General features: G+C 39.0%; 1 protein-coding gene. It reads right to left on the bottom strand.

Features of this window, described 5'->3' with window-relative positions:
* Positions 1-53: 53 nt before the first annotated feature.
* The gene (locus tag ACK2M2_RS16415) at positions 54-986 is read right to left on the bottom strand and encodes an IS5-like element ISAha2 family transposase (RefSeq protein ID WP_001040037.1); all 933 of its coding nucleotides are present in this window, start codon (positions 984-986) and stop codon (positions 54-56) included.
* Positions 987-1,040 lie beyond the last annotated feature (54 nt).

The following is a 1,040-nucleotide window of genomic DNA, read 5'->3' as shown; positions in this document are numbered from 1 at the left end:
GGCTTTGTTGCACAAAGATTTAAAAGATAACACTCTGCTCATTTGAACAGAATTCAAGTGACAACTTGGGTATGAGGACGACCTAATTCTGTAAATTTGTTCAATACGGCTATGCGTGCATGAATCTCATTCACCTGACTAGAAAAACTCCTTGCTGTTAATTTATCACCTAATAGTTTGATGCAATGCATCTTGGTTTCAACTAAACTTCGACGATGATAACCAGACCATTTTTTCCAAAGCGTTCTTCCTAAACGTTTAACTGTTTTCAGTAACTCATTCCGCTCTAAAGATCTCAATTTCTGATCTTTCCATGGTTTTGCATTTTTTCTTGGCGGAATGAGCGCATGTGCATCTCGATCTAGAATGACTTGTCTGCAGTGCTTCGTGTCATAAGCACCATCGGTATAGACCGAATCAATTCGTTCATCTAAGGGAATTTGAGCAAGTAAATCACCGAGTACTTGCGAATCGCTCACATTATTTGTAGTAAGCTGCACTGCACGTATTTGCAAGGTTTCAGCATCGATGCCAATATGAAGCTTACGCCATTGGCGACGATATTCAGGTCCATGTTTCTTACGTTTCCACTCACCTTCACCTAGAAACTTTAAGCCAGTTGAGTCGACGAGTAGATGTAGCCCATCACTACTTTTTTGATAGCTAATCGCAATATCAATATGTTTTTGTCTTCGACAAAGCGTACTGTAATCTGGTGCGGTCCAATTTAATCCACAAAGTTTAATCAGACTTTGAACAAAACCTGTGACCATGCGTAAAGAGAGTCTAAATAAAGATTTGATCATTAAACAGCATTGAATAGCCGTATCGGAGTAAGTTTGATTTCGACCTTGCTTGTTTTGTGGTTGTGCATACCACTGAGTGTTTGGATCAAACCAAATGGAAATGTTGCCCCGATTAATGAGAGCACGATTATAGGAAGACCAGTTGGTTGTACGATAAGTTTTAGGAGTAGGTTTATTCATTTTGAAATTATAGGACTGAATAAACCTTATAGGCTAGGTTTGTGCAACAAAGCC

Source organism: Acinetobacter sp. TY1, from assembly GCF_048551395.1.
In the GTDB taxonomy this organism is placed as follows: Bacteria; Pseudomonadota; Gammaproteobacteria; order Pseudomonadales; family Moraxellaceae; genus Acinetobacter.
Note: the sequence above shows the minus strand (reverse complement) of the source record. Positions and strands in the feature narration are given on the sequence as shown.

What these genes read in the sequence shown, in the direction of transcription:
- ACK2M2_RS16415 (WP_001040037.1), bottom strand. Translation starts at nt 986, where the DNA reads ATGAATAAACCTACTCCTAAAACTTATCGTACAACCAACTGGTCTTCC.